The organism is Aliiroseovarius sp. S1339 (assembly GCF_023195695.1).
GTDB lineage: Bacteria > Pseudomonadota > Alphaproteobacteria > Rhodobacterales > Rhodobacteraceae > Aliiroseovarius.
The window spans coordinates 1-21,496 of record NZ_JALPQG010000004.1 but is presented as its reverse complement, the minus strand read 5'-3'; the positions used below and the strand labels follow the sequence as shown (position 1 = coordinate 21,496).

Below are 21,496 nucleotides of genomic sequence, written 5' to 3'. Positions count from 1 at the left end.
GAGCCGCAATGACAGATCGCCTTGCCATTATTGCCGGAACCGGGGACTTGCCGCATCGGATTGCCGCCAGCAATCCGGGTGCGCTCTTTGTCACGATCAAGGGCGTCGAAGTCGCGGCCCCCGATGGCCACGATTTGGTTGAAGCGAGCTATGAAAAGCTGGGCGCATTGTTCAAATCCATGCGCGGGGCAGGGGTCGAACGTGTGGTTTTTGCGGGCAAGGTGGACCGACCGAAGCTGAACCCCTTGCGGATGGACCGTGTCACATTGGGCCTGTTTCCACGGGTCAAGGCGGTGCTTGGCAAGGGCGACGATGCCTTGCTGCGGCTGATCGCCGAGGTTTTTGAAGAGCAGGGGTTTCAGGTCGTGGCGGCTACAGACGTGGCGCACGGGCTTAGCCTTGACGTGACCACCATCGGTCGCACACCAAGCGCGCAGGACCGCGTGGATGCGGATCGCGCATGGTCCATTCTGGATACGCTGGTCCGCGAAGACCTCGCCCAAGGCGCAGTTGTTGCGGGTGGGCAGTGTCTGGGGATTGAAACCATTCAAGGCACCGACTCGCTGTTGCGGTTCGTGGCTGAGACGCCCGAGCATCTGAAACAAGGCGCACGCGGTGTTTTTGTGAAACGCCCCAAGCCGGGTCAGGACGAACGCATGGACATTCCGACCATTGGCCCCTCGACCATCGAGGCGGTGGTTCAGGCCGGTTTGGGCGGCATCGTGATCCCGGCGGGCGGCGTGATCGTCATGGACCAGGATCAGGTCGAACGCTTGGTACGCGAATATGATCTGTTTTTGGATGTGCGCGGGGCGGGCGCATGAAAGTCTTTCTGATCGCAGGTGAACCTTCAGGCGACCGGCTTGGGGCGGCCCTGATGGCGGGACTGAAAACGTTGGTCGATGATGTGGAGTTTCTGGGCATTGGTGGCACGGCGATGGACGCTGAGGGTCTGCGTTCGCTTTTTCCCATGTCCGAATTGTCAATCATGGGCATTGCCGAGGTCGCGCCGAAATACTTCCATCTCAAACGCCGTATCCGCGAAACGGCGGATGCCGTGATCACTGCCAGCCCTGATGTGCTGATCACCATCGACAGCCCGGATTTCTGCCTGCGCGTCGCCAAAATCGTGAAAACGGACGAGGTTGAGGGGCTGACCTTCGGACGCGACATTCCGACGGTGCATTATGTCGCGCCGTCAGTCTGGGCCTGGCGCGCGAAACGGGCCGCGAAGATGGCACAATGGATCGACCATGTGCTGGCGCTGTTGCCGTTTGAGCCACCGTATATGGAAGCCGCCGGCATGGGCTGCGATTTTGTGGGGCATCCTGTCGTGGCCGAACCCATCGCGACCGACGCCGAGGCGCAGGCATTCCGCGAGCAACACCAAGTTGGCGAAGGTCCATTGGTGCTTGCGCTACCCGGATCGCGCAAGGGGGAAGTCACGCGGCTTGCCGACCGGTTTGGCGAAACGCTGGCCCGTGTGAAGCGCAGCCATCCCAACATGCACGTCGTGTTGCCCGTGGCGCAGGGGGTCGATGCGTTGGTGCGCGAGGTCACCGCAACATGGCCGGTGCAACCGATCCTTATTCCGGCGGACCAGGCCGACATGAAACGCACAGCGTTTCGGGCAGCCGATGTGGCACTGGCAGCATCTGGCACCGTGTCGTTGGAGCTTGCCGCATCATCGACGCCGATGGTCATCGCCTATGACATGAATTGGCTCAGCCGAATCTTGATCGGGCGGATGTTGAAGGTTGATACAGTGACCTTGGTGAACCTTGTGTCTGAAACCCGCGTGGTGCCCGAATTTCTGGGGGCGGACTGCACCCCGGACAAGATCGCGCCCGCGCTGCTTGCCACTCTGTCTGACCCGTCCGCGCAAAAGGCGGCGATGGACATCACGATGCAGCGTTTGGGCAAAGGCGGCGAAGCGCCCGGAATAAGGGCGGCTCGCGCGGTTATGGATGTGATCGCACAGGCCAACGCCGGCTGACGGCGGCGGCAAGGACAGGCGCGCGTTACTGCGCCGCTTCGCCTTCGCTTAGGATTTCCTGAACCTTGGGAATGATCTGGGGCATCTTTTCCTGCACCAACTTCAGCACCATCGGCGTCTGTCGTTGCGTCACCTGCGGCAGCTTGGTCATCGCAGCCCGGCCAAGATCGGTGGCATAGAAATCGCGAATGGCCTTGATCTCATCAAAGGTGAAAAGATCGGCCATGACCGCAGCCTGATCGCGCATGATCTGGACCATCGGGCCAGTCATTTCATCCTGATACAGCTTGTCGATCTTCGCAATCTGTGCGTCATTGAGCGGGATACCCTTGGCCTCAACATCAGCGACAAGAGGTTGCCACATCGTCTTGATCATTTCATTTATGTCGATATCTTCAAGTGTGGCTTCGATATATCCTGTGGCGACCGTAAGACGCTGTTCATACGTTTCTTCAGCCAAAGCAGGCGCGCCAAGAAATGCGACGGTGACGAGGGCGGGAAGAACTCTGCGCATGTATACTATCCTTTTCGATGTCTGTTTGCCGAATGATCGGCCCGATTCCCGTCTGCCGCCATTGCAATAGTCAAGTCCGGGCGGGAAATAACACCCCGATGGGTCAGCCGCGCCAAATCCAGCCGCCACCAAAGACACGCGGGCCGTCAGTTTCAAAAAACACGCAAGCCTGTCCGGGGCTAACGCCTTCCTCCGAGGTCAAAAGCTCTACCTCAGCTTCGGTGTCCGAGATCGGGCGGATGATCGCCTCGCGCGGGGGGCGGGTCGAGCGGACTTTGACGCCCATGTGCCATTCCTTGCGTGAGGTGAACGGCTCGTCGCCCAACCAATTGATCTCGCGCACCGGGACAGTGCGCGTGGCCAGCATTTCTTTCGGCCCAACCACGACCTGCTTGGCATCAACGTCCAGCCTCACCACGTAAAGCGGGTCCGCCAGTCCACCGATGCCCAGCCCACGACGCTGGCCGATGGTGTAATGAATGACGCCCTCATGCGCACCCAGCACCCGCCCATCAGCATGAACGATGTCACCGGGTTCAGCGGCACCGGGGCGCAGTTTTTCGATCACCGCCGCGTAATTTCCATCAGGCACGAAGCAGATGTCTTGGCTGTCGGGTTTGTCGGCGACCTCCAGCCCATATTTACGGGCAAGCGCACGGGTTTCGTCCTTGGTCTTCAGGTGCCCAAGGGGGAATCGCAGATAATTCAACTGCTCCGGCGTGGTTGAGAACAGGAAATAGCTTTGATCACGAGCCGGATCAGCGGCGCGATGAAGCTCTGGCCCGACAGAGCCATCAGCGCGTTGGATATAATGCCCGGTCGCCATGCAATCGGCACCCAGATCGCGCGCGGTTTCAAGCAGGTCTTTGAATTTCACCCGCTCGTTGCACCGAATGCAGGGGACGGGCGTTGCGCCACCCAAATAGCTGTCTGCGAATTCTTCAATCACCGCGTCTTGAAAGATGTTTTCATAATCGAGCACATAATGAGGAAACCCCATGCTTTCAGCGACATGGCGGGCGTCGTGAATGTCGATACCTGCACAGCAGGCACCCTTTTTGGCCAGCACGGCCCCGTGATCGTAAAGCTGCAAAGTCACGCCAATCACGTCATAGCCTTCTTCGGCCAGCATTGCGGCCACGACCGAGCTGTCGACGCCACCAGACATCGCGACCACCACGCGCGTTTCGCTGGGCAGCTTGGCGAAGCCCAGCGAATTCAGCACTGGCGCGTCTTGGGTTTCTACGGTCGCAGGCATGACCAAATCCTTTTCAAAAGAGATACGGAATATATGAAAATTCGAATGAACAACAAGGGGCAGCTTCACCTCTCTTTAAGTGTAACGGCCGAAAATTGCTTCAGACACAAAAGCGAGGTCTGGAAATGTATCTGAAGAAAGTAGAAGGGCCGCGTGCGGTGACCCTTCCTGACGGGTCAATCATGACGCGGGCGGACCTGCCGCCAAAAACCACACGGCGTTGGGTTGCCAGTCGCAAGGCGGCGGTCGTGCGCGCGGTTCAGTCTGGGTTGATTTCCGAAAAGGACGCACAAGATCTGTATGCCTTGTCGGAGGAGGAGCTGGACGAGTGGATTCGGGCTGTTTCGGATCACGGTGAAGCCGCATTAAAGGCCACGTCGCCACAAAGGTATCGACAACCCTAGATTGTTTTCGCTAAAAGTTCTATGTGGGTAACCGGTGATTAACCATTTCACGAGATGCTGCTTGCAATCGTTAGGAATTTTTTGCGGAGAACCCGAAATATGCGTATCCTTTTGGTGGAAGACGACCCGACTACATCGCGCAGCATTGAACTGATGCTGACCCATGCAAACCTGAATGTCTATGCCACTGACCTGGGTGAAGAAGGCATCGATCTGGCGAAGCTATATGACTATGACTTGATCCTTCTCGATCTGAATCTACCAGATATGAACGGGCATGAGGTACTGCGCCAGCTACGTATGGCGCGGGTCGAAACGCCCATTTTGATCCTGTCGGGCGCAGATGACACAGAAAACAAGATCAAGGGGTTCGGGTTTGGTGCAGACGATTACATGACCAAACCGTTCCACCGGGAAGAGTTGATTGCTCGCATCCACGCCATCATCCGGCGGTCGAAAGGGCATTCGCAATCGGTTATCAAAACCGGGCCAATAGCTGTCAACCTTGACGCGAAAACAGTTGATGTGGATGGGCGCACGGTTCATCTGACCGGCAAGGAATATCAGATGCTTGAGCTTCTGTCCTTGCGCAAGGGCACAACCTTGACCAAAGAGATGTTTTTGAACCACCTTTATGGCGGTATGGATGAACCGGAGTTGAAAATCATCGACGTGTTTATCTGCAAATTGCGCAAGAAATTGTCGACGGCCACCGGTGGTGACAATCACATCGAAACCGTCTGGGGCCGCGGCTACGTGTTGCGCGACCCCGAACCCGTTGAACTAGATGCCCAGATTGCGATGGGGGCTTAGGCCGTCAGACCAGCCTGCGTCTGGCGATCCTCAAGCTGAAAACTCGCTGGCAATGCGCGCTGCAAGGCGCGCATTGTTCTTAACCAGCGCGATATTTGCAACCAGTGAAGCACCATCGGTCGCGTGATAGATACGATCGAGCAGATAAGGCGTGACGGATTTTGCGGCGATGCCGTCCGCTGTTGCGGCCGCCAGTGCCTCTTCTATCACCGGGTTGATCATGGAGGACGGGATCTCGTCCGCTTCTGGGATCGGATTGGCGACCAGTTGACCGCCCTCAAGCCCCATTTCGCCCCGCAGCACCATTGCCTTTGCGATATCGGCAGGATTATCCATCGACAGAGGTGCCGGAAGGCCCGAGCTGCGCGACCAGAAAGCCGGAAAATCAGCCTGTCCATAAGCGATCACCGGCACGCCCAGCGTTTCTAGCACTTCAAGCGTTTTGGGCAGGTCCAGAATGGCTTTTGCACCTGCGCCAACCACGGTAACTGGGGTCTTTGCAAGTTCTTGCAGGTCAGCGGAAATGTCGAAACTGGTGTCCGCCCCGCGATGCACGCCGCCGATCCCGCCGGTGGCAAAGACGTGGATGCCAGCCAGATGCGCCGCGATCATCGTGGCGGCGACCGTGGTTGCCCCGGTGCCGCCGGTCGCCATACACGCTGCCAGATCGGCGCGCGACAGTTTCGCGACGTCTTTTGCTTGCCCCAATGCGTCAAGCTCGCCGTCCGTCAGACCAATGTGCAAACGGCCATCGAGCACCGCGATGGTCGCCGGGACAGCCCCATTTCCGCGGATCACCGTCTCGACGTCGCGGGCGGTTTCCACATTCTGCGGCCATGGCATTCCGTGGGTGATGATCGTGCTTTCCAGCGCGACAATGGGAAGGCCGCGGGCGCGCGCGTCGGAAACTTCGGGCGAGAAATGCAGGTCTATGGTCATGTGTCGTCTTCTCCGGATACATAATGGGCTGCGGTTTGCTGGGCGTGAGCTAAGGCGTCGATCCGGTTTTTACCGGCAGTTTCGGCGGCGATATGGGCGGCCATAAACGTATCGCCTGCACCGGTGATACGCCGCACGCGCACAGCGGGGCAGGGGGTTTGGATAACATCGCCCGCTTTGCTACCGTCTGCTGCAAAACTGCCGCCATCCGTGACCAATACCCGGTTGGCACCTGCGGCAAGCAGCCCCTCGGCGGCCTCCAGCGCGTTGTCGAATGCTTTGCCTGCCAGATATCCGGCTTCTTCACGGTTTAGATAGAGCGTTGCGCCGGGATGCGACATCAGCGGCAGCAGGCGGCGCGCTTTGCCGGGGCTGGCCGGGGCGACGCGCAAATCCGCCGCCGCAAAGCTGGGCCGTTTGGCAATATCGGTCAGCAGCGGAGCCGTCAGATTGCCATCAAGCGCGATCATTCCCGCAAATGGCGCGTCGGTCGAACCCAACGTGCCATCCTCTAACGGGGTCAGGATCGCATCGCCAGCAGCTTCCAGCGAATGCGCATCTGCGAGAGCGGACACAAGCCCCTGTGGACCTTCGATGGCCATATAGATATCCGTCGGCAGACCAGAAGGGCGATAAACGTATGACGTGATAATCCCGCGCGCGCTGCATTCGGTCATCAGCTCTTCGCCTTCGGCGTCACGTCCGATGGCGGTCAAAATAGCGGGGCGCAGGTTGAACCGCTGCACCGTCTTGGCGATGTTCATCGCGACACCGCCCGGCAGGCGGGTGATGCGACCCGGCTCGTCCGAGCCTATATCCATCGGCTGTTGTGTGCGCCCGATCACGTCCCACAGAACGGACCCGATGCAAAGAATGTCGTGCTTCATGTTCATATCCCTGTTCTGCCGAGGATTACGAAGCGATACAAGAGTGGATGCGTCTTTCAATCCGCACGACCCAGCGCGCCAGCAAAATATGGGCAAAACCTTGTTTTTTGGGCTTGTCAGGGCGGGGGCGGGCGTCTATACGCGCCCAATCAAACCACAGGCGGGGTTGGGCCGATGGGGGAGACATCCCCAAAGGTCCGCCGGTTGAGCCGAGGAATGACCACGAAAAGGCAGTTGTGAAAACGACGTCTTTTCAAGGACATGAACCGCTCGTATGGCCCCGTCAAGGTAGAAACCGGAAAGGAAAAGAACATGGCACTGCCTGATTTTTCACTGCGTCAACTTTTGGAAGCTGGCGTTCACTTTGGTCACCAGACCCAACGCTGGAACCCCCGTATGGGCCCGTTCATCCATGGTGAGCGCAACGGGATTCACATCCTCGACCTGACACAAACCCTGCCGATGCTCGACGCCGCCCTGAACGCGGTGCGCGAAACGGTTGCCAAGGGCGGTCGTGTGCTGTTCGTCGGCACCAAGCGTCAAGCCGCTGGTGCAATTGCTGAAGCTGCCGAGAAATCGGCCCAGTATTACATGAACCACCGTTGGCTGGGTGGCACGCTGACCAACTGGCAGACCGTGTCCAAGTCGATCAACCGTCTGAAAGAATATGACGAGAAACTTGAGAACGGTGCTGAAGGCCTGACCAAGAAAGAACGTCTTGGCATTGAACGCGAGCAGACAAAATTGCAGGCGTCGCTGGGCGGCATCCGCGAAATGGGTGGTGTGCCTGATCTTCTGTTCGTCATCGACGTGAAGAAAGAAGCGCTGGCAATTGCTGAAGCCAACAAGCTGAATATCCCAGTTGTGGCTGTGGTTGACACCAACTGCCCGCCGGAAGGTGTGGACTATATCATTCCGGGCAACGACGACGCGGCCCGCGCGATCGCACTTTACTGCGATCTGGTTTCGCGCGCAGCACTTGACGGCATGTCGGCGCAACTTGGCGCGGCTGGCGTTGATCTGGGCGCTATGGAAGAAGCACCGGTTGAAGAAGCCGTTGCGGAAACCACCGAAGAAGCGGCGGCCAACACCACCGAAGAAGCTGCTCCGGCCGAGTAACGACCGCGCACATGCGGGGCAGGGCGACCTGCCTCGCGCTTTTGTCACAGAATTGATACGGGGGTCGGTGCGTCACCGCGCCCAAAACTCCCCCGAGATACCAAGGAGCTGAGATATGGCAATCACTGCTGCACTCGTCAAAGAACTGCGCGAATCCACCGGCGTTGGCATGATGGACGCGAAAAAAGCGCTGGTCGAAACGGATGGCGACATGGAAGCCGCCGTCGACTGGCTGCGCACCAAAGGTCTGGCGAAAGCCGCCAAGAAAGCTGGCCGCACGGCTGCAGAAGGTCTTGTGGCCGTCGCAGTTGCCGATGGCAAAGGCGTCGCCGTCGAAGTGAACTCTGAAACCGACTTCGTCGCCAAGAACAGCGAATTCCAGGAAATGGTTTCGTCAATTGCGTCGGCTGCATTGACTGTGTCCGACGTTGACGCGCTGAACGCTGCTGATCTGGGTGGCAAATCTGTCGCCGACACGATCACCAACAAAATCGCCACCATCGGCGAAAACATGTCGCTGCGCCGTATGGCGTCAGTCGAAGGTGAAACCGTTGTGACTTATGTTCACAACGCCGCAGCTGATGGTATGGGCAAAATTGGTGTTCTGGTTGCTATGAACGGTGGTTCGCAAGATTTTGGTCGTCAAGTCGCCATGCACATCGCCGCAGCCAATCCGCAGGCTCTGAACGAAGCCGTTCTGGATCCGGCCATTGTCGAAAAGGAACGTTCGATCTTGACCGAGCAGGCCCGCGAAAGCGGCAAGCCGGAAAACATCATCGAAAACATGATCAAAGGCCGCATGAAGAAATTCCTGGCCGAAGTGACCCTGTTGGGTCAGGACTTCGTGATCAACCCCGACCTGACCGTTGAGGCCGCCGCCAAAGAAGCCGGCGCTGTCGTCACCGGCTATGTCCGCATGGAAGTCGGCGAAGGCATCGAAAAGGAAGAATCCGATTTCGCGGCCGAAGTTGCTGCTGCCGTTCAAGGCTGATCACGCTTCCAAATCGTTTGAAAAGGGGCCGGCTCGACCGGCCCTTTTTTATGCCGCTGTGTCCTGCGATCAAACATTTCGTCCTTGGTCCAGGGGTCCCAAAAAGCGAAGCGGCACCAACGGGAAGGTTGACGCCGCCAGGAAATCACACGGGACAGGTGCGTTTCTGCTTAGATTTCCGGATATTTAGGTTGCTGGTGTCATGGGCTAAAATACACCCTCAACACCAGCTCCCGGTTTCCCGGAAGAATGAGACGTTGTCTGAAATCACAGTACGTCCACCCCTTCAAGTTCCAACGGCTACAAAGCCACCACTCACGGAACAACTTCATAATGCCTCAAAAGGCTGGCAAATGGAAGTCAGGGTTTCCGTACCGTAAAGTAAAAAAAATGTGATTTTTTGTTCGCGACTGATCGACAATGTTGCAGAATATTCGCTTATAAGATCACTTCGCTCAACTCGATCAACCATTCGGCGAATGAATCTGATTCAGATAGGAAATCTTCAAAATAGCCTGCGCGGTCGTGTCGACCCCCAATTTGGCCCGAGCGATTCGCAAATGCTTTTCGACCGTGGCGGCCGAAACGCCAATGATGGTGGCGATATCCTGATTGGTTTTACCGCTTCCGACCCATTCCAACACCTCGCGTTGTCGTCCGGACAGCTTTGCGCGGTCCGTTTGCTGGGGCAGGGACATGATCTTCAGATGTGCGACATGGTTCATCGCCTCAATCGTCTTGCCATCCCGCGTCCAAATTTGGTCCACGTCATCCTGCGACAATCCCTTTTGCGCCGTCAACGCCATGACACCACGGGCACGTTTTGCGGTTTCGGGAAACGAAATCGTATAGCCCGCCGTGACATCCATCTTTCGGTTGATGGCTCTGACCTGACGCGCGCCGTCGCTCAGCTTGTCCACGTTTTCGTGCACCCATGACCAACTGCATGCACCGCTGTTCTTGGATGCCCATTGGATCATTGGAGAATGGCGATACAGTTCGTCTTCGTCATAAAGCAGCCGCATGTATTCGGGCACATGCGAGTAAAGAATGAGCGAGTCTTCGCGCGGGCCAAGCGACGTCGGCGTCATGAAATGCGTGAACCCATAGACCAGCCGGTCAAAGCCGAACGCCTTCATGGCATGGCAATGCGTATCCCACAGTTCGGCAATCGAACGGCTTTGACAAACCTGAGCCATGTAGTTGAGCAGTCGATCCATTCAGGGTGCCTTTGCCTCGTTGATATGGGCGATCAGCGCATCAATGGCCAACACGTAGCCATGTGCGCCGAATCCGCAGATCTGCCCGACGGCCACCTTGGACAGATAGCTGGTGTGCCGGAACGCCTCGCGGGCATGGATATTGGACAGATGCAGCTCGATCGTCGGAACATTTGCAGATGCCACCGCATCCATAATCGCGATTGAGGTGTGGGTGTAGGCACCAGCGTTCAGGATGATCCCATCATATGCGCCATGCGCCGCGTGAATCTGATCAATCAGAGCGCCTTCGTGGTTGCTCTGAATGATCTCCAGGGCGACTTCGCGGGCGTTCGCGTGTTCGCGACACATAGCCTCAATTTCGGGCAATGTGGTGCGCCCGTATACGTCAGGCTGACGTATGCCCAACATATTCAGGTTCGGTCCGTTCAAAACGAGTAACGAAGTCATCGTCTACTTCCTTCTCTCACGCGCATTCTGTTCCGCAATTGCATGAATTGTCGAGGGAGAACAGGGTTTAGGCAAAAAACCATGCTGCGATGATAAGAGTGAGGTTTTAGAATAACAGGCCTCAGAGAACTGTGGGGCGGTTCGCGGAAAGATTTGGGGTGCACTAATGCAGGGGGTCAAGGTTCGTTGATTATGAAAACAGCACTTTATCAAATGTTTAGTCGGTTTTCCTAATGGGTCTACGATCTTTCTCACGACCGATGGTTACATAATACTGATTATACGATTATTTAATGTGTAGAAGTGCGCGTGTCGGAGTACGTAAATAATGAGACTGAATTAATGAGACTCGTCTCCCCTAAGTTTCAACAACTTAAGTTTTTTGTTCTTTTTAGAAGTTCCCCCTGATCCGGGCGCTACAAGCCGATGTCAATTTACGGTGTAGCGTTCGCCGGCATTGGCACGTGTTGTGGGTACCACTAAGAGCTTAAATTGCATTCTGGTATTCTGAGTAATGGACAGAGGCTCACTCCCTTGGACCTGGTTGACCAAAAGAACACCCTGCCCCAAACACTAACGGCCCATTCCGGCCATTCATCGCATTCGTTTGCACCTCAGTACAACTTCCCAGGAGCCGACATTCGTCGACAGAGCTGCACTATCAGGTGTCTGTTGACCGCAACGCAAGACGAAGCCACCGTTTCTGCATCGTCGGACTCGGGCTGGAACAACGATCGCACAGCGAACCAGTCCTACATGAGATGTTTGCAACTCAGAAGCTCGGCCGCGCGCAAAGCGAACAGCCGAATTGCACGAAACCTCGGCAGAGCCCCATAGTCGACCAAGTAATCGGCCAAGAGGTAAGTTCGGTCGGGAAACCCGGTCCAGAACGAGTCTGAGTGCTTAGATTGATCATGCACCAGCGGCTCTTGTTTTATCACGTTGTTGAAGACTTCCCTCAGCGAATTCTTCACGGAAAGTAGGCGCGAGTAGTCATTTCTATTCTATCGCGGACATCAAGAGATGCAGACAGAGTGACGATAGCTAGCTACAATTATGGTTAATCGCAGTATTTCTTATGGGTGCCTGTCATGGATATCACTCTCATTCGTACGTTCCTAGAGGTTGCCGCAAGCGGCTCTTTCGTGAATGCCAGCGAACGTCTTCTGGTGACACAGTCTGCGGTCAGTCTGCGCGTGGCGCGTTTGGAGGAAAGTTTGGGTAAACAGCTTTTCATGCGATCCAAAGCTGGCGCAGAACTCACACCCGCCGGGCGTGAGTTTGAACGCTATGCTTTGTCACTTATCAAGATCTGGGAAGAAGCGCGTCAGCAAGTTGGGGTGCCCGAGGGCTTTAACAAGTCGCTTAGCATCGGTGCCCAGTATTCATTGTGGCCGCGGCTGGGGTTTCCTTGGATCGACCTTATGCAGGACAGCATGCCAACCCTCAACATTCGTGCGGAACTTGGTATGCCCGACCGAATTATGCGATTTCTGGTTGAGGGGATTGTTCAGATTGGTCTGATGTACAGCCCGCAACTGCGCCCAGGACTGACTGCGCGAAAGATCCTTGACGAAGAACTTGTTCTTGCCGCGTCGTGGCAGGCCAGTCTTGACGACATTTCGGATCACTATGTGTTTGTGGATTGGGGGCCCGAATTCGTCCACGCCCACGCGCTTGAAATGTCACAACTGACCAATTCCGGAATGACAATGTCGCTTGGAGCATTGGCGGCTGACTATGTACGGGTGCGCAAGGCAGCGGCATATCTGCCAGCGCGATATATCAAACGTTACCTCGACCGGGGCGAACTGCACCTGGTGCCTGATGCACCGATCTTTCCATATCCTGTCTGGTCGGTTTGGCGCGACGACCTGGAAGACGACATTCGAGCGGTCGCCGAAAGCGCACTTGTTGCGATTCAGTCACAAATTGACGGCGATCAAAACGCTGTAATCGTCGAACTCGCACAGATTAGCGAGGGCGAAAGCGTCGAAGTTCTTGGGAAGTATGACGAATTTCCTAACTATAAGTAAATATCGTTTTATAGGTGATTATTTTGAATTGTTCTTAAGTTAAGCGGTTCTCTATCTGCTCTCTCAGCAGCAATGCTCCCGTCCTTTTGGGTCGGGTCATACTTTTTGGGGAAAGGATAGACCCATGAAAAAACGTAATGTGCTGGCCGCATCGGCCCTGGCGCTTCTCGTGGCTGCCCCTGTATTCGCGCAGGGCGCTTTGGTTGGCGTTGACACTCTGGATGATCGTATCGACGACATTCAAGAAGACGTCGCAGATGATCTGAACAATGCAGATAAACGCGACCGTCTGAGCAACCAATATGCGCAAGGCTGGACCGGTAGCGTCGCGCTTGGCTTGTCGGCGACATCGGGAAACACTGACACCGCCGATCTCGATCTTGCTGGTCGTTTCCGCTATGGCAACGGCCCTTGGAACCATACTTTTGGCTTCGCGGCTGAGTTCGCTGAAGACAACGGCGTGCGCAACAAGGAAGAGATTTACGCGACTTATGACGTGAACCGCTATTTCAACGAACAGTTCTATCTGTTTGGTCTGGGCTCGGTCCGTTATGACAATTTCGACGCGAACAAGATCGACGCGTTTCTGGGCTTTGGTCCTGGTTACCGCGTGATCAACGAACCCAACATGAGCTGGCGCGTACAGGCTGGCCCCGGCGTTCGTTATGTCGAAACTCAAAGTGGCGTAGGCTCGACTGAAGTGGCTGGCATCGTGTCGTCGCGTTTCTACACCGACTTCACAGAAACGGTATCTCTGTCGATGGACACGGATGTGCTGTTCTCGGACGCGGACACGACTATTACCAATGATCTTGGTGTGAACTTCAAAGTCACCGATCGGATGTCGACACGCGTGTCATATCGCACAGAATGGAACAGCGATCCACTGCCCGGCTTCGAAAGTGCTGACAACTCGTTGGGCGTGTCCCTCGTGTACGGCTTCTGACCTAGCCTGTTTTCCCTCAAGACTTGGGGCGGAGCAATCCGCCCCTTTTTTTTGAAGCGGCCCGTGGGGTTAAAAAGTAGACTGCACATCGGGATGTTGCGAAGGTCGAGAAACTAAGTAAACAGCCCTCGCACGAAGGTTCTTACGCCACCCTACTTTCCAGCCCTTACCTGTCGATGTTCACGACTCCCTTTGACAATGGTGCTGCTCGTCGAAGCGGCCTCTGGTGCATCATGCGGTATGCACTCATTGTCACTTTGGAAGCGTTGGAGGCAGGCATCGACTTGCAAGCCCATGTAGCCAAAACAGCAGAAGCTACAATGCAGCGAAAATCTCCGCTAGTGCAGATCTCACTTCTGGAGTTCGAACTTGAGTGTCTGCTTCTGACGCGTAACTAATTGCGTTTCGCACTTGCAGCGAAAGTCTGCTTCCCGCCTAAACCTCAGAACCACTTAGCCGGAAACATCAGCAATAGCTGATCAAGCTCATCATTTTGTTCTGGTTCGAGTTGGGAGCGGAGTTCTTGCATCGTTGGGTCCCTGCCCCATCTTCTCTCGTGCACGCCTTTGATAGAAAACAGAGTCACTCGGCGCTTTAGTAGCGCTGCCAGGAAGCCATGTGTTTTACGGCGTACTGATATGGAGGACGCGCGGTAAGGTCGGTCCATTGACGTAATGTTGCGAGGGTTGGGTCGCGCTGGGAAGGCGACACTAGAAAAGAGGTCGATCGGTGCGCGATCATACGGATTGGCTTTCATAAGGATATTTGCGAACGCCAAAATGAAATTCTGAAATTCTCGCTTGTTTTTGGTCTTTGACCGCTCAGACAGGCTCTTCTCAAGTTCCATTTCTAATTGGATCGCACCGTTCCAAGCAATCTGCACACGGCGGTTGTCGCGCAGTTGTATGGTGGTTGATGCGGACATATCAGGGAGCCCGAGTTGGGTTCCATAGGGGGAACCACATGCACTACAAGCGAGTATGACGTTGCTGCCGTCAAACACAAATGTCGGTCCTGCCTCGCGATCATTGCAGGCCAAACAATGCGTCGTAAGCGGCCTTCTATGCCTCAAACAGAACGTCCGAGTGATGAGCCGCCACGACAAACGCAGAAACTGATCGTGACCGTTGAGTTGGTCCATGAGTAGACAGCGCGGGCACCATGCGAAGAACGGAACCTTGCTAAAATGATCGCCGCCCATATTGCACCCCCCTGCCCGTCTCAGCCACTTCGTATGAACGCCGGGTTTAGCCGTTGGAAATGTAAGCAACTCCAGCCTGCGTTTGATGGGGTCCAGCGCATCATTAAGGCCGGCTAGAACAACACCGTGATCCAACGCATCCAGATCCTCAGGCAACGCAATCGGGTTCATGTAGTCATCAGACTGGAAAAGGCTTCGAAGGTATGAGCGGTAATCCATGGAGTTCATGGCCGCCGCACGACTTATGAATGATGTTAGGCTTTCCATGTCATAGGGCGTGACCTTCATACGGGCAGGTCCTGGTCGCGATATTTTAGCCAGGTGTCGAGATCCAAACGCTCACTGCCAGACACGATTGCGTAAATCGCAAAGCCAGTAAGAACCTGCATCACGGTTTTGCAGATGCCATGCGTTTTGGTGATGATGGCCTTTCTCAGTTTGGGGTCACTGGATAATCCCCCCTCCTCCTTGACTGGGCACCATCGCTCGAACCCTTCTAGAAATTCGATGAAGTCATCTTCTGCGGGTGTCCATGCTCGATACTTAAGCTGAAGAGACCGCCCGAGAATTTGCTCGTCTTCCATCGCCCATCGCCAAATGCGTGGTGCTCCCGTTAGGACAACCCGGATGTCATATTTGGACATCAGATAGTGGACGTAGTTTTGATACGAGATTCTATGTTTTTTCTCGAAGCTGTTGATACGATGAAAATCCTCCAGGATAACGATACGTGTGCCCACATGGCCGAGAAGTTCGAGAGTTTTCGAATATGATGTTTGGCGAACGAGTGGTCCATATCCTGGGATTTTGAGTTCGGCGCGGAGCGCGTCGCAATAGTCGATGATATCACCACTCGGATGAATGAGTTCATTTACGACGGGGACTACTTGTCTTCCGCTTGGCCCGTTGGTCGTCTGAGGGTGCTGTGATGCGAACTCCTCTAGAATGCGTGTGAGGCCCATCCCCGATGGCGCGGTTATGAACACAAGCTTGTTGTCGCAATCAGACGGGGCTTGAACCAATTCGTCGAGACGGCTTCGAAACGCACGCCTTGCTGACGTATCGAAATAGGCGCCCTTACGGATGTAGTGAATGCGCTCCGGGACCGATGCCTTCGACATGTCGGGAAAGTGCTGCGTAGGGCCCCTGCTCATGACAATTTCCCCCGCTCAGAGAAACCTCGAAACCCGCCGAGATCACGAATATCGCGACCTTGCGGCAAGGAGCTCATTTCAGATGAGGTTGCAGCTTTCTTGCGTTTGCGCGCGTCTGCCAGGATCTGTTTTCGGAAGTCATGCGCCTCCGCAGCGTCTGGAACGCTCAGAGAAGCATTTAGCCGTTCTTCCCGTGTTTTGCGCAGTTTTTGGAACTCATCGACCGACAACGGGTTACGCGGAAAGTGTTCACCTCGCGCTTCGTAGTATGTTTCGTTATCAGCGCTGAACTGAACTATGCGAATGTCGGTTGGATCATATTTGATAGTGATGTTTTGAACACCGCAGTTTTTCATCTTCTGAAGGTGTTCTGAGCGATAGAACATCCCGAACAGCTCCAGCCCTTCCCGCTGGATATTGCGGTTCTCGAAAGGTAAAAAATCAAGACGGAAACGTTCTGGATCAGATGGTAGATGCGGCCGAGACTTACTCTCCCGCCATCTGACGTTCCAGGCGTTCATTGGCGAAGTCAGCAAGCGGCGCTTTCTGTCGTGAACGTAGTCCCGAAGAATAAATTCGAGCAGGAGTCTTTCAACGTCACGTAAGGAGAGCGTCGCCTGCTTTTCAGGCTGATAGGTTCCCTTTTTTTCGATGTTTGAGAATGTGGTTCCGGGAAGGGTGTGAACAAAGGTTTGGATTGTTCCGATGAAACGCTCGACATGCCCACCTAAATGTGGCTGTGCCACAGGGCGGAAAATATGCTCAACACCGTACTGTTCCAACCCCCAGTTAAAGGCTTCTGATTTGAGATCGGTCCCGTTGTCGCTGCTGATCACAAGTGGCAGCCCATAAACAGGCCATTCATAGGGGATTCCCAGTTCAGCGAGGTATTCCGCCTTGGGAAAAACAGATCGATGAAAGGCTTTCATGAGATTGATTGCCGATGGTGCATTCATCGACAGGTAAATTCCGGTTGGCATCCTCGTCGCGATATCAAGCAGAACCGTTAGATATGGTCGTCCTATGCATTCACATGTGTCTGGGTCGACAACCATTATGTCCAACACTGTGTGATCAATCTGAACAACAGCAAGCGGGTCTTTCACTACATATCTGCCTCGGATGATCTGATAGGCTTGCCGAGCTGCCGTCCCGCCATGACGTTTTAGCTTAAGCACTCGGTCTGGGATCGTTTCAATCCGGTTAGTTAGAGCTGTTTTTGAAATCCCTGGGAGGCCCAAATCTGATAATTCACCGTTGATCTGCTTGAGAGCCTTTGCAACGGAGATCTTGTTTCGCTTAAGGAACACCTTGCGAAGGTAGTCATAGACGACTTTCTCAGTCTCATCGCAGAACCTGATACTCATCTTCTTGGGGCCGGGTTTAGAACGTCTAAGGGCAGCAGCACGGTCATTGGCGCGTAATCGATTCAGCAACCGATAAGCGGACGATTTTGAGATTTCATGTGCCCTGCAAAAATCCTTCACAACTGCGTTCGACTGAAAACCGGTATGAATGTATGGGGCTAGGTCTTTACGAAGAGCAAACGCCCTTGCCCATTCGCGCTCATCGCGCGCAATGTCGTTCTTCGACATGATCGTCGCCCTGACAACAAGGCACATCGACAGGCTCGAAAAACCGAGTGACAGCCTTGACTTTGAAGTTTGATTGGAGATGATCGAGAAGACTGGATTGAAAAGTCACTCGATCTTGTGGAAACCTATGTGTTGGAGCACATGGGTTTTTGCTTTTTCAGGGCCAGGTCATGTCGCACCTCCCTCTTGCCTATAGCGATCGGGCCAAAGCAATTCGGGTGTCGTATTCAAGCGATCGGCGATAGCCTGCTCAATACGCTTTGACCGTCTGGCTCCTCGAGCAACGTCCGTGACGGCGGTGTGCGACACTCCAACATCACGTGCGATGGATCTGAGCGTAACACCGGCGGATTTTAGGTCTGCCTTCAGATCGGAATACGAAATGACCATCTTGAACTCTCATAGCTTCTGTGCAGAGTGAAAGCTTCCAATGGATTCGAGTCAAGACTTTGTTATTAAACGATATTACAATATCGTGGCTCGCGTTATAATACCGTGACAAGCTTCCTTCGATTGTTCGGTGAAAAGTATTCCGACGGGAAAACGCATCGTCGATTCCGCGAAGCGACCCCCAATTTACAAACCCAAAAAAAGAGGATGAGGCTTTCCCAAAATACATCACCCCACAACACGGTTTGGCACTCGTGAACCTAGAGCTTCACGGTTGTGTAGACGTCAATGGCGCGAATTACCTTTGCGACATGGGCTTCATCTCGCCCGCTCTGATCACTTGCACAGGCATTCGCGGCCGCACTCTAAACTTTCAGGCGGTCCAACGAGAATTGACTGCGCATATCGAAACAGGAAGAATGCTGGCTGCATTGGCTGTTGAACACCCGTTTATCCTCGAAGCCAGGGAACGGATGAACATCGATCAGTTCCGTTCTCAGGATGCGGTCGTGTTTGATGAAGGCCACCTGAACAAGCTGTCCCCCACAGAACTGATAGACGCAATCAAACGCTCCGCGACAAGTTGGCGACCATAACATTTACATTTTCTGATTGGCGACGAGTAGTGTTCAAGTGATGTGTTCCGCTACTCTACTGTCTCGCCGGGATTTCCCGCAAGGCTGGCTTCGAGCATCGCCAAATGCTCTGAAGGCATTTCTTCGGCAGAGAAAACCCGCAAGTCATCTTTCCGGAAAAGCTGTTCATACTCCCGGACGGTCATCAGCACAAAACGAGGCTTCTTATGCCTGGTGATTGCAACTGGCCCCTGTCTGGCAGCCTCAAGAACATCGCCTAGTGTTTGTTTCAGTGCAGTTGATGAGAAAAAACGCATTCGACACCTCATTTGTCCAAAATAGACATTATAGACAAAACACGTGCGTACAACTCGGAGCATCGTTTGGCTGCAAGCCTGTGCGATCAGATGGATGGCTCATCACGCTTTAATGCCCGCTGTAGAGTGCTGCGATTTACACCAAGGATTTCTGCCATTCCGGACACGGTTTCGCGTTTTGCTTCGATAGCGGTCTTCGCGTGCTGGATTTGCGCCAGCGTTAGCGCCGGCGGACGCCCAAGTCGTTTGCCCCGCTTCTTGGCGGCACGCAGGCCCGCCTTCGTCCGCTCCTGGATCAGATCACGCTCAAACTCAGCCAAGGCGCCCATGATATGAAACACCAGCCGTCCACCTGCGGTCGTCGTGTCGATCCCGTCTGTCAGGCTGCGGAATTCGATACCAAGGTCGCCGAAGAGCTTCAGTAGGTGGATCAGGTCAGCGATGGACCGCCCTACCCTGTCCAGCTTCCAGACAACCAAAACGTCACCCTCACCCAGCAACTCCATAGCCTCGGAAAATCCAACGCGGCTCTCTGCTGCCGTTGCACCGCTCTGCGCTTGGTCTGTGATGATACGGTCGCATCCGGCTTCGGTCAGCGCCTCGATCTGTAGATCGAGGTTCTGTTCCTCTGTAGACACCCGTGCATATCCGATTTTCATCTAAACATTTTGCATGGGGTTTTTGCGGCAGTCCAGCACTTTCGGATTCAATGACTTAGCAACAGCTGGAAAATTGCTGCAAAAAGGGTCCTTTTCGCGGCACAGATGTCGAAACAGTCGTTCATGATTGGCGCGGCGAAAGAGGAAAAAGAGCCCATCTTGACCAATGCTGCAATCGACACGTATGTCTGGTCCGGCGAAGTAGCTTATACTGGCATTTCGATTTTTACTTTAAGAAACAACACATGATCGACTTTAATACTCTTCTCATCTTCATACCCATCGCACTCGCGCTGAACCTTACACCGGGCGCGGATATGCTCTTTTGTTTGGGCCAAGGGGTGAAGTCTGGTCCAAGGGCAGGAATTGCAGCGTCGTTGGGCATTGCGACGGGTTCATTCATTCACGCACTAGCAGGAGGTTTAGGACTAGCTGCGCTGATCGCAGCGAACCCAGTTGCTTTTGAAATCATCAGGTGGGCTGGGGTGAGTTACCTATTATATCTTGCCTACAAGGCATTTACCTCTTCAATTGGCGCTTTGGAGCCGGCGAGGTTGGGCTTCTCTCAGAATTGGCAAGCATGGAAAGATGGGGTTTGGGTTTGCCTTCTGAATCCAAAGGTCGCCATTTTTATGCTGGCGTTGGTCCCACAATTTGTTGATCCCGATAAAGGGTCAGTTCTCGTTCAGTTCTTGGTTTTTGGTATGATCCTAAACATCGGCGGAACAGTGATAAACGCATTGATCGGCGGGTTTGCGGGTGGGATCGGTAAATTCTTGGCCCAAAACAAGAGAGCTGCCAGCGGCCTGCAATATCTCACAGGCTTCGTTTTTGTGGGATTAGCAGCAAAGCTTGCCTTTGATCGACGCTAAAATGAAGCTGGTAGTCGTAACTGATATTTTTGGTAAACCATCACTTCGCGATTGTTTATCTGCAAACCTGACTGAGCTTGAAGAAGTTCAGCGGTTTTCACTCGGGGATTTGTGTCACCGTGCCTATCTATCGGGCGAAGAGCTGCACCATCATTTGTTTACTGAAGGGGGCATAACGGTAGCTGCGTCGGCACTGCGCAACCTAATTTGTGATGGAAGTTTTGGGTTGGGATACAGCGCCGGTGGTACTGCGCTGTGGCAAGCAGTCATCAGTGGAATGCCGTTGGCAGGCCTCACATGCGTATCTTCGACAAGACTACGAAATGAGAGGGCCGCTCCAGTTCAAACACATACATTTTTTGGAGCATTGGACAAAGGCCAGCCGTCCACAGACTGGTTAACAACGGTCCCAAACACATATAAAGTTTTCAGTGGCTTAGAACACAGTTTTTACCTCGATCATGTCGATGATAAGGCGCTAAAGGCGCGTTCTGCTATCTGCGCGGCCATAATGTCGATGGCTGGGTAAGTAAAATGTCAGTAACGGCCTTTTTGATAATTGGCATCGCGAACCAGACATTGGCGCAGCTGCAGCGAATGCTCACTTCGTCCCGCATGTTACCAGTTCGTGCGCCGCGCCGCGAAGGTCTGCTATGGCCCCTGCCCCAGTCTCATTAATGAAAAATGCTAAGTGATTGTTCTCATTGCAGGGGCAGTCTCATCATTAAAGGACTCCGACAGCGCGCTACTTTGAAGTGCGACTCCTATTAGAAAACAACGCGTTATCTAATGGGAGGAATATCGCATGGGAACGGTTTACACGCAACTGAGCTTACAAGAACGCCGCAGAATTGAAGACTGGTGGCTCGCAAAGTCCCTGTCGTCGAGATGGCGCGTGTTCTGAAGCGCCACAAATCGACGATCTTCCGCGAGATCAAACGCAATTTCTGGGCCGATGATGCGTTCCGCAAAAAGTACGCTGGATACTTTGGAATGGCCGCGCACCAGCGCACGCAGCAACGCCGTTCGACGCAACGCAAGCTGATCCGACATCCGGAGCTGTGTCAGAGCATCGTGGCCCGGCTGAAGAGCGGCTGGACTCCCGAGCAGATCGGTAACCGCATGATCCATGAAGGTGCAAAACTGCGGGCCTGCCAAGA

At 54.4% G+C, this 21,496-nt stretch carries 22 protein-coding genes and 1 pseudogene; 12 read left to right on the top strand and 11 right to left on the bottom strand.

Features of this window, described 5'->3' with window-relative positions; all coding sequences use genetic code 11:
* Nucleotides 1-8: 8 nt before the first annotated feature.
* Nucleotides 9-824, top strand: coding sequence for a UDP-2,3-diacylglucosamine diphosphatase LpxI (gene lpxI / locus MUY35_RS06735; RefSeq protein WP_248364945.1), 816 nt, complete (start codon nucleotides 9-11; stop codon nucleotides 822-824).
* On the top strand, nucleotides 821-1,996 hold the full coding sequence (gene lpxB, locus MUY35_RS06730; protein ID WP_248364943.1) for a lipid-A-disaccharide synthase: 1,176 nt from the start codon (nucleotides 821-823) through the stop codon (nucleotides 1,994-1,996). The genes lpxI and lpxB overlap by 4 nt, the downstream gene beginning before the upstream one ends.
* A 25-nt stretch (nucleotides 1,997-2,021) precedes the next feature.
* Here the strand turns inward: lpxB and MUY35_RS06725 are convergent, their stop codons facing one another.
* Together MUY35_RS06725 and mnmA are read right to left on the bottom strand one after the other, a co-directional pair.
* Nucleotides 2,022-2,510 (bottom strand): DUF2059 domain-containing protein, encoded by a 489-nt coding sequence (locus MUY35_RS06725; RefSeq protein WP_248364942.1) that lies wholly within the window; start codon nucleotides 2,508-2,510, stop codon nucleotides 2,022-2,024.
* Between the two features lie 103 nt (nucleotides 2,511-2,613).
* Entirely contained in the window at nucleotides 2,614-3,768 is a 1,155-nt protein-coding gene (mnmA, locus tag MUY35_RS06720; protein WP_248364941.1) for a tRNA 2-thiouridine(34) synthase MnmA, read from the bottom strand.
* A gap of 125 nt (nucleotides 3,769-3,893) precedes the next feature.
* On the opposite strand from mnmA, the gene MUY35_RS06715 reads away from it, so the two are divergent.
* Both MUY35_RS06715 and ctrA read left to right on the top strand, forming a co-directional pair.
* A complete protein-coding gene (locus MUY35_RS06715; RefSeq protein ID WP_248364940.1) occupies nucleotides 3,894-4,172 on the top strand; it encodes a DUF1153 domain-containing protein in 279 nt (92 codons plus the stop codon).
* Nucleotides 4,173-4,271: 99 nt separating this feature from the next.
* Entirely contained in the window at nucleotides 4,272-4,985 is a 714-nt protein-coding gene (ctrA, locus tag MUY35_RS06710; RefSeq protein ID WP_248364939.1) for a response regulator transcription factor CtrA, read from the top strand.
* A gap of 30 nt (nucleotides 4,986-5,015) precedes the next feature.
* Here the strand turns inward: ctrA and MUY35_RS06705 are convergent, their stop codons facing one another.
* On the bottom strand, nucleotides 5,016-5,924 hold the full coding sequence (locus tag MUY35_RS06705; protein WP_248364938.1) for a pseudouridine-5'-phosphate glycosidase: 909 nt from the start codon (nucleotides 5,922-5,924) through the stop codon (nucleotides 5,016-5,018).
* The gene (locus tag MUY35_RS06700; RefSeq protein WP_248364937.1) at nucleotides 5,921-6,817 is read right to left on the bottom strand and encodes a PfkB family carbohydrate kinase; all 897 of its coding nucleotides are present in this window, start codon (nucleotides 6,815-6,817) and stop codon (nucleotides 5,921-5,923) included. The genes MUY35_RS06705 and MUY35_RS06700 overlap by 4 nt, the downstream gene beginning before the upstream one ends.
* 306 nt (nucleotides 6,818-7,123) lie before the next feature.
* Here MUY35_RS06700 and rpsB point away from each other — a divergent pair, with 306 nt between their 5' ends.
* Both rpsB and tsf read left to right on the top strand, forming a co-directional pair.
* On the top strand, nucleotides 7,124-7,930 hold the full coding sequence (gene rpsB / locus MUY35_RS06695) for a 30S ribosomal protein S2 (RefSeq protein WP_248364936.1): 807 nt from the start codon (nucleotides 7,124-7,126) through the stop codon (nucleotides 7,928-7,930).
* 115 nt (nucleotides 7,931-8,045) lie between these two features.
* Nucleotides 8,046-8,921, top strand: a complete 876-nt coding sequence (tsf, locus tag MUY35_RS06690) for a translation elongation factor Ts (protein ID WP_248364935.1) — start codon at nucleotides 8,046-8,048, stop codon at nucleotides 8,919-8,921.
* A gap of 464 nt (nucleotides 8,922-9,385) precedes the next feature.
* Here the strand turns inward: tsf and MUY35_RS06685 are convergent, their stop codons facing one another.
* Both MUY35_RS06685 and aroQ read right to left on the bottom strand, forming a co-directional pair.
* Nucleotides 9,386-10,141, bottom strand: a complete 756-nt coding sequence (locus tag MUY35_RS06685; RefSeq protein WP_248364934.1) for a LuxR family transcriptional regulator — start codon at nucleotides 10,139-10,141, stop codon at nucleotides 9,386-9,388.
* A complete protein-coding gene (gene aroQ, locus MUY35_RS06680) occupies nucleotides 10,142-10,591 on the bottom strand; it encodes a type II 3-dehydroquinate dehydratase (RefSeq protein WP_248364933.1) in 450 nt (149 codons plus the stop codon).
* A gap of 1,091 nt (nucleotides 10,592-11,682) precedes the next feature.
* Here aroQ and MUY35_RS06675 point away from each other — a divergent pair.
* Nucleotides 11,683-12,627, top strand: a complete 945-nt coding sequence (locus MUY35_RS06675; protein ID WP_248364932.1) for a LysR family transcriptional regulator — start codon at nucleotides 11,683-11,685, stop codon at nucleotides 12,625-12,627.
* Between the two features lie 124 nt (nucleotides 12,628-12,751).
* Nucleotides 12,752-13,573, top strand: coding sequence for a DUF481 domain-containing protein (locus MUY35_RS06670; protein WP_248364931.1), 822 nt, complete (start codon nucleotides 12,752-12,754; stop codon nucleotides 13,571-13,573).
* A 442-nt stretch (nucleotides 13,574-14,015) separates the two neighbouring features.
* Here the strand turns inward: MUY35_RS06670 and MUY35_RS06665 are convergent, their stop codons facing one another.
* From MUY35_RS06665 to MUY35_RS06655, 3 genes are read right to left on the bottom strand one after another with little or no spacing between them, the layout of a single operon-like run.
* On the bottom strand, nucleotides 14,016-15,062 hold the full coding sequence (locus tag MUY35_RS06665; RefSeq protein ID WP_248364930.1) for a TniQ family protein: 1,047 nt from the start codon (nucleotides 15,060-15,062) through the stop codon (nucleotides 14,016-14,018).
* Nucleotides 15,059-15,928 (bottom strand): TniB family NTP-binding protein, encoded by an 870-nt coding sequence (locus tag MUY35_RS06660; protein ID WP_248364929.1) that lies wholly within the window; start codon nucleotides 15,926-15,928, stop codon nucleotides 15,059-15,061. The genes MUY35_RS06665 and MUY35_RS06660 overlap by 4 nt, the downstream gene beginning before the upstream one ends.
* On the bottom strand, nucleotides 15,925-17,523 hold the full coding sequence (locus MUY35_RS06655; protein WP_248364928.1) for a Mu transposase C-terminal domain-containing protein: 1,599 nt from the start codon (nucleotides 17,521-17,523) through the stop codon (nucleotides 15,925-15,927). The genes MUY35_RS06660 and MUY35_RS06655 overlap by 4 nt, the downstream gene beginning before the upstream one ends.
* Nucleotides 17,524-18,224: 701 nt before the next feature.
* Here MUY35_RS06655 and MUY35_RS06650 point away from each other — a divergent pair.
* A complete protein-coding gene (locus MUY35_RS06650; RefSeq protein ID WP_248364927.1) occupies nucleotides 18,225-18,509 on the top strand; it encodes a hypothetical protein in 285 nt (94 codons plus the stop codon).
* 50 nt (nucleotides 18,510-18,559) lie between these two features.
* Here MUY35_RS06650 and MUY35_RS06645 read toward each other — a convergent pair whose 3' ends face one another.
* Together MUY35_RS06645 and MUY35_RS06640 are read right to left on the bottom strand one after the other, a co-directional pair.
* On the bottom strand, nucleotides 18,560-18,805 hold the full coding sequence (locus tag MUY35_RS06645) for a type II toxin-antitoxin system prevent-host-death family antitoxin (protein WP_248364926.1): 246 nt from the start codon (nucleotides 18,803-18,805) through the stop codon (nucleotides 18,560-18,562).
* A gap of 86 nt (nucleotides 18,806-18,891) precedes the next feature.
* Nucleotides 18,892-19,464, bottom strand: coding sequence for a recombinase family protein (locus tag MUY35_RS06640; RefSeq protein ID WP_248364925.1), 573 nt, complete (start codon nucleotides 19,462-19,464; stop codon nucleotides 18,892-18,894).
* Nucleotides 19,465-19,709: 245 nt separating this feature from the next.
* On the opposite strand from MUY35_RS06640, the gene MUY35_RS06635 reads away from it, so the two are divergent.
* The 3 genes and pseudogenes from MUY35_RS06635 to MUY35_RS06625 all read left to right on the top strand — a co-directional run.
* The gene (locus MUY35_RS06635) at nucleotides 19,710-20,336 is read left to right on the top strand and encodes a LysE family translocator (protein WP_248364924.1); all 627 of its coding nucleotides are present in this window, start codon (nucleotides 19,710-19,712) and stop codon (nucleotides 20,334-20,336) included.
* Nucleotides 20,317-20,865 carry a hypothetical protein gene (locus tag MUY35_RS06630; RefSeq protein WP_248364923.1) on the top strand — a complete coding sequence of 183 codons (549 nt, stop codon included), beginning with the start codon at nucleotides 20,317-20,319 and terminating at the stop codon, nucleotides 20,863-20,865. The genes MUY35_RS06635 and MUY35_RS06630 overlap by 20 nt, the downstream gene beginning before the upstream one ends.
* Nucleotides 20,866-21,224: 359 nt before the next feature.
* Nucleotides 21,225-21,496 (top strand): annotated as a pseudogene (locus tag MUY35_RS06625) (IS30 family transposase); the annotation flags it as partial.

Excerpts from the sequence above, each read along its gene's own strand:
- MUY35_RS06660 (WP_248364929.1), bottom strand. The coding sequence starts at position 15,928 with ATGAGCAGGGGCCCTACGCAGCACTTTCCCGACATGTCGAAGGCATCG.
- MUY35_RS06705 (WP_248364938.1), bottom strand. The coding sequence starts at position 5,924 with ATGACCATAGACCTGCATTTCTCGCCCGAAGTTTCCGACGCGCGCGCC.
- tsf (WP_248364935.1), top strand. The coding sequence starts at position 8,046 with ATGGCAATCACTGCTGCACTCGTCAAAGAACTGCGCGAATCCACCGGC.
- MUY35_RS06645 (WP_248364926.1), bottom strand. The coding sequence starts at position 18,805 with ATGCGTTTTTTCTCATCAACTGCACTGAAACAAACACTAGGCGATGTT.
- MUY35_RS06725 (WP_248364942.1), bottom strand. The coding sequence starts at position 2,510 with ATGCGCAGAGTTCTTCCCGCCCTCGTCACCGTCGCATTTCTTGGCGCG.
- MUY35_RS06685 (WP_248364934.1), bottom strand. The coding sequence starts at position 10,141 with ATGGATCGACTGCTCAACTACATGGCTCAGGTTTGTCAAAGCCGTTCG.
- lpxI (WP_248364945.1), top strand. The coding sequence starts at position 9 with ATGACAGATCGCCTTGCCATTATTGCCGGAACCGGGGACTTGCCGCAT.
- ctrA (WP_248364939.1), top strand. The coding sequence starts at position 4,272 with ATGCGTATCCTTTTGGTGGAAGACGACCCGACTACATCGCGCAGCATT.
- MUY35_RS06665 (WP_248364930.1), bottom strand. The coding sequence starts at position 15,062 with ATGAAGGTCACGCCCTATGACATGGAAAGCCTAACATCATTCATAAGT.
- lpxB (WP_248364943.1), top strand. The coding sequence starts at position 821 with ATGAAAGTCTTTCTGATCGCAGGTGAACCTTCAGGCGACCGGCTTGGG.
- aroQ (WP_248364933.1), bottom strand. The coding sequence starts at position 10,591 with ATGACTTCGTTACTCGTTTTGAACGGACCGAACCTGAATATGTTGGGC.
- MUY35_RS06700 (WP_248364937.1), bottom strand. The coding sequence starts at position 6,817 with ATGAACATGAAGCACGACATTCTTTGCATCGGGTCCGTTCTGTGGGAC.
- MUY35_RS06715 (WP_248364940.1), top strand. The coding sequence starts at position 3,894 with ATGTATCTGAAGAAAGTAGAAGGGCCGCGTGCGGTGACCCTTCCTGAC.
- MUY35_RS06655 (WP_248364928.1), bottom strand. The coding sequence starts at position 17,523 with ATGTCGAAGAACGACATTGCGCGCGATGAGCGCGAATGGGCAAGGGCG.
- MUY35_RS06640 (WP_248364925.1), bottom strand. The coding sequence starts at position 19,464 with ATGAAAATCGGATATGCACGGGTGTCTACAGAGGAACAGAACCTCGAT.
- MUY35_RS06635 (WP_248364924.1), top strand. The coding sequence starts at position 19,710 with ATGATCGACTTTAATACTCTTCTCATCTTCATACCCATCGCACTCGCG.
- mnmA (WP_248364941.1), bottom strand. The coding sequence starts at position 3,768 with ATGCCTGCGACCGTAGAAACCCAAGACGCGCCAGTGCTGAATTCGCTG.
- MUY35_RS06670 (WP_248364931.1), top strand. The coding sequence starts at position 12,752 with ATGAAAAAACGTAATGTGCTGGCCGCATCGGCCCTGGCGCTTCTCGTG.
- MUY35_RS06675 (WP_248364932.1), top strand. The coding sequence starts at position 11,683 with ATGGATATCACTCTCATTCGTACGTTCCTAGAGGTTGCCGCAAGCGGC.
- MUY35_RS06650 (WP_248364927.1), top strand. The coding sequence starts at position 18,225 with ATGGGCTTCATCTCGCCCGCTCTGATCACTTGCACAGGCATTCGCGGC.
- rpsB (WP_248364936.1), top strand. The coding sequence starts at position 7,124 with ATGGCACTGCCTGATTTTTCACTGCGTCAACTTTTGGAAGCTGGCGTT.